Source organism: Kitasatospora sp. NPDC057542, from assembly GCF_042801945.1.
Classification (GTDB): Bacteria; Actinomycetota; Actinomycetes; order Streptomycetales; family Streptomycetaceae; genus Kitasatospora.
Genome location: NZ_JBHVFE010000652.1, coordinates 1 through 3,850 on the forward strand (window position 1 = coordinate 1; position 3,850 = coordinate 3,850).

General features: G+C 75.1%; 4 protein-coding genes. 1 reads left to right on the plus strand and 3 read right to left on the minus strand.

What is annotated here, in order from left to right; translation table 11 throughout:
- Positions 1 to 71: 71 nt before the first annotated feature.
- Positions 72 to 629: a hypothetical protein gene (locus ACFU7Y_RS41485; RefSeq protein ID WP_380771589.1), complete on the minus strand. Its 558-nt coding sequence runs from the start codon at positions 627 to 629 to the stop codon at positions 72 to 74.
- A gap of 190 nt (positions 630 to 819) precedes the next feature.
- On the opposite strand from ACFU7Y_RS41485, the gene ACFU7Y_RS41490 reads away from it, so the two are divergent.
- Entirely contained in the window at positions 820 to 1,611 is a 792-nt protein-coding gene (locus ACFU7Y_RS41490; protein ID WP_224277470.1) for a DUF6348 family protein, read from the plus strand.
- A 33-nt stretch (positions 1,612 to 1,644) separates the two neighbouring features.
- Here the strand turns inward: ACFU7Y_RS41490 and ACFU7Y_RS41495 are convergent, their stop codons facing one another.
- Positions 1,645 to 1,842 carry a hypothetical protein gene (locus tag ACFU7Y_RS41495; RefSeq protein WP_049648957.1) on the minus strand — a complete coding sequence of 66 codons (198 nt, stop codon included), beginning with the start codon at positions 1,840 to 1,842 and terminating at the stop codon, positions 1,645 to 1,647.
- A gap of 476 nt (positions 1,843 to 2,318) precedes the next feature.
- Positions 2,319 to 3,545, minus strand: a complete 1,227-nt coding sequence (locus tag ACFU7Y_RS41500) for a PP2C family protein-serine/threonine phosphatase (protein ID WP_380771591.1) — start codon at positions 3,543 to 3,545, stop codon at positions 2,319 to 2,321.
- Between the last annotated feature and the right edge of the window lie 305 nt (positions 3,546 to 3,850).

Below are 3,850 nucleotides of genomic sequence, written 5' to 3' on the forward strand. Positions count from 1 at the left end.
GGTGTGCCCAGCACACCGGGGCCGTCGGCGTTTCCGGGCCCCTGCAGCTCCCGGCCCCCGGAACCCGGGTCTCAGAGCCCGAGCCGGGCGGCCCGGGCGGCAGCCCCGTCCAGCAACCGGTGGACATCACTCTCCCGGGTGGTCGGGCGGTCGTTGTACTCGTCCGGGGAGCGCGCCGGGCGGCCGGTGGCGTGCAGCACCTCCATCAGCTGGACCCGGGCGGTGCGCACGGCGGCCGGGGTGCCGTAGCCGTGTGCCAGGACGGCGGCCTGCGCGCCGAGCAGGCAGACCCGGCCGGCCGCGTCCCACATCGCACCCTGGAGCCAGCCGTGCGCCCCGATGTAACGGGAGGCGAGCCTGAGGTGGTCGGCCGCGCTGACCGGGACGGGGCGGGCGCTCCGGCCCAGCGCCCGGTCGAGCAGGGTGGCCCTGGGCTCGGGGTGGCCGGCCTGCCAGGGCCGCAGGGCGCTGCCGTACGGGCAGGCGTACGGCAGCGGGGTGCGCGCGGGGGCGGGCAGCGAGGCGAGGTAGGCCTCGATCTCGGCGACCAGCCCGGAGCCGGCGGGGCCGAACGGGGGCGGCCCGGGGGCGAGGAGGACGGGCGGGGGCGGGGCGGTGGCGCGGGGCATGCGGGTCCTCCGGGCGGACGGCCTTCAGGTTCCGCTGCCCAAAATGGTGCATTCGGGACTTTTTCGCGACCGGAGGACCGCGGGGCCCGAACGGTTTCCCGGCTGGCTGCCGGGCCGATAGCCTCGGCGGCGTTCGAGCGCAGTTCGAGCGCGACCTCAGCTGCCGCGCTCCCGAGGTGGAGGAGTCCCGGTGCGTCCGCAGGAGCGACTGGCCGTCATACAGCGCTGTGTGGTGCGGGAGATGGCGCGACTGGGCCAGGTGTTCCACCCGGAGGGCGAGGTGGTCCGCGGCCCCGGCACCACGGCGGTGGCGGTCCGCGAGCACCCCGGGGACGACGGCGCCGGGCACGTGGACCTCGGCTTCGTGCTGCACCTGGGCCGGGCGGACGCCCCGGTGGTGTGGGACTGCGCGGCGGGCCTCGGCAAGACCGAGGAGGAGAAGCTCGCCAACGCGGTGAAGATGTGGGCGACCACCACCGCCTCGGTGCTGGTCGAGCTGGCTGACGGCCGCGGGGTGCACGCCGACCGCCCGGACCTGCCCGAACTCCCGGGCTGGCACGCGGTGCAGGGGCCGGCCGCGGTGTTCGGCTTCGGCAACGAGCGGCTGGCGGGCTGGCTGGCCGAGCACCGGGTGCTGCCGGCGCTGGCGCCCGCGCTGCGCGGGGAGTTGACCGGGCCCGGGCCGGTGGGCGTCAAGCTCTTCCTGGGCGGGAAGGCGGGGGACGACGTCGCCGAGGTCCGGGTGGGCGGCGAGGTGTCGGAGGCGGCGTCGGCGGCGCTGCGCGCCCTGGACTGGCCACGGGGGGAACGACTGTGCTGGGCACGGCTGTTCGTCCTGTTGACGGCCGAACCGACCATGCCGGGGCGGACCGCGCAGGCGGGTGCCGGGGCACCCGCACCGATGCGTGTCCCGGCCCCGGCGGCGGCACGCCCCCGGGGACTGTTCGCTCGCTGGCGGGAGGCCAGACGGGCCGGCCGGTGACCCCTCGCCAGGGGTGCGGACGGCCCGGCCGGATCAGCCGCCGGTGATGCCGGAGATGCTGTGCGCGAGGTTGGCCAGCAGCGAGTTGATCGAGGTCGCGACCGTGGTCTCGTGGAGCATGAAGCCGAACAGGGCGGCGACGATCGCGTGCGGGATCTTCATCTGCTTGTTGCGGATGAAAATGATGCACAGGATCGCGAACAGGACCAGTGCGGAGACGGAGAGTGCCACCCGGACTCACTTCCTCGTTTTCATAGCGGGGTGCCACCGCCCGGCGGCACCTGCGAAAGCCGGACCCCGGTCTGTCCGACGGTCCCGAGGCGGAATCGCGGACCGTCCGGCACACCGCCGGTGAGGGAGCCCACGGTCGACCGCTGTCTGTCGTGTCGCACCTGACGCCCCCATCCCCCGAATCCTGAACAGTCCCGCCCGGACTCAGTGTGGTCGACCGTGCCGATTGCGTAAAGGTCTGACAGTCAGCCCAACGCCGATATCCTGCGATGCGAGACGAGTTTCCGCCGACCGGGACGATAGCGGAGCCGTCCTGACGAATCGTCGGCGGGGCCGTGCTGAGCGGCCGGGAAACGGCCATGGGCGGGTAACGGAAGCCGCTGGTCCGGTCAGTCGACGGGGCGTCCGATTTGGCTGAAGATCAGCTACCAGGCTTGACAGCGGCGGCTGCCCGCGGCATGTGCCGGGCGGGGGCGTCAGTCGCGCCAGATCAGCAGCACCGCGCGGTCGTCGTTGATGTCCCGGGCGACCGTCTCGATCAGCGCGGCCGCGGCACCCGTGCCCGTGCCGGGTCCGCCGCCGGGCACCAGCCGGTCCGCCTCCCCCATCAGCCGGTCCATGCCCTCCGCGAGGTCCCGGCCCGGCGCCTCGACCATGCCGTCGGTGCACAGCATCAGCACGTCGCCCCGGTTCAGTCGGCCGCGCACGCCCTCGAACTTGGCACCGTCGTAGATCCCCAGCAGCGGGCCGTCGGCCTGCTTGACCTCCCAGCGCCCCTCCCCGGCGAGCCGCTGCATGCCCGGCAGGTGCCCGGCGGAGAGCAGCTCGTACTCACCGGTGTCCAGGTCCAGCACCAGGTGGACGGCGGTGGCGAAGCCCTCCTCCCAGGACTGGCGCAGCAGGTAGCCGTTGGCGGCGGGCAGGAAGTCGTGCGCGGGCAGCGAGCCGACCAGTCCGCCGAAGGCGCCGGAGAGCAGCAGTGCGCGGGAGCCGGCGTCCATGCCCTTGCCGGAGACGTCCGCGAGGACCACCTCCAGCAGCCGCTGGCCGGGGCCGGTGCGGGCGGCGACCACGAAGTCCCCGGAGAAGGACTGGCCGCCGGCCGGGCGCAGCGCCATGTCCGCGTGCCAGCCGTCCGGCAGCTCGGGCACCCGGCTCTGCACCCGCAGCCGCTCGCGCAGGTCGAACAGCATGGTGGATCCGCCCCACCAGGGCACTCCCACCCGGGCCCGGAACTGGGCGAGCAGCAGGCCGCCCACCCCGGCGGCGCCGACCACCAGGGCCGCGCCCGGCGTCACGCCGTAGAGGTAGGCCTCGGGGTTGTCGCTGGCGACCCGCTGGCCGGTGTGGATCACGGACTCGGAGGAGAGGCCGAGCGCGGCCAGCGCGTAGAGCACCACCAGGCTGCCGGGGCGCAGCAGCAGGGCGCCGGCCAGGATCGGCAGGACCAGGGAGGTGGGCGGGGCCCAGTCGGGGAACCAGATGTTGAGCAGGATCAGCAGCGGGACGAGCAGGGCGAGCGCGCAGAGCACGGGCCAGTCGGCGGCGCCGCCGCGGAAGTAGTCCACACCGGCCGTGCGCAGCCTTCGGCGGACCCGGCGGACCCTCTTGCGCAACCGGGCCGTCACGGACTCGGACGCCGGGGCGGCGCCGGGCCTCGTCGCAGTCGTCTGGGGCGGTGTGCCCGGCGCTCTGCCAGCCATGGGATCCGACCCTATCCACGGGCACCGCCCGGCGTCGACGGGCCGGGGGCGGGCACGGGCGCCGGAGCGCGGGGCGTGCAGCGGGTTTCGGCCGATCGGAACGGTTGCGGGCGTGCCGTCAGGAGTCGTACGCGGGTTGGGCCTACGAACCGTGCGGGCGGCGCGCGCGCCCCGCGCGCGGGGGTGTCCGCGCGCCGTGGCCTGTGGCCGATCCCACAGGCGGTGCGGGGCCGCTCCGGCCCGTCGCGCAGCTTCGGGGGCTTGCCGGAGCTTCCCGGAGACGGCGGCGGCCGGCCCCACGGGAG

Bases quoted from the DNA above. Each gene is read 5' to 3' on its own strand.
- ACFU7Y_RS41500 (WP_380771591.1), bottom strand. From the start codon at position 3,545: ATGGCTGGCAGAGCGCCGGGCACACCGCCCCAGACGACTGCGACGAGG.
- ACFU7Y_RS41485 (WP_380771589.1), bottom strand. From the start codon at position 629: ATGCCCCGCGCCACCGCCCCGCCCCCGCCCGTCCTCCTCGCCCCCGGG.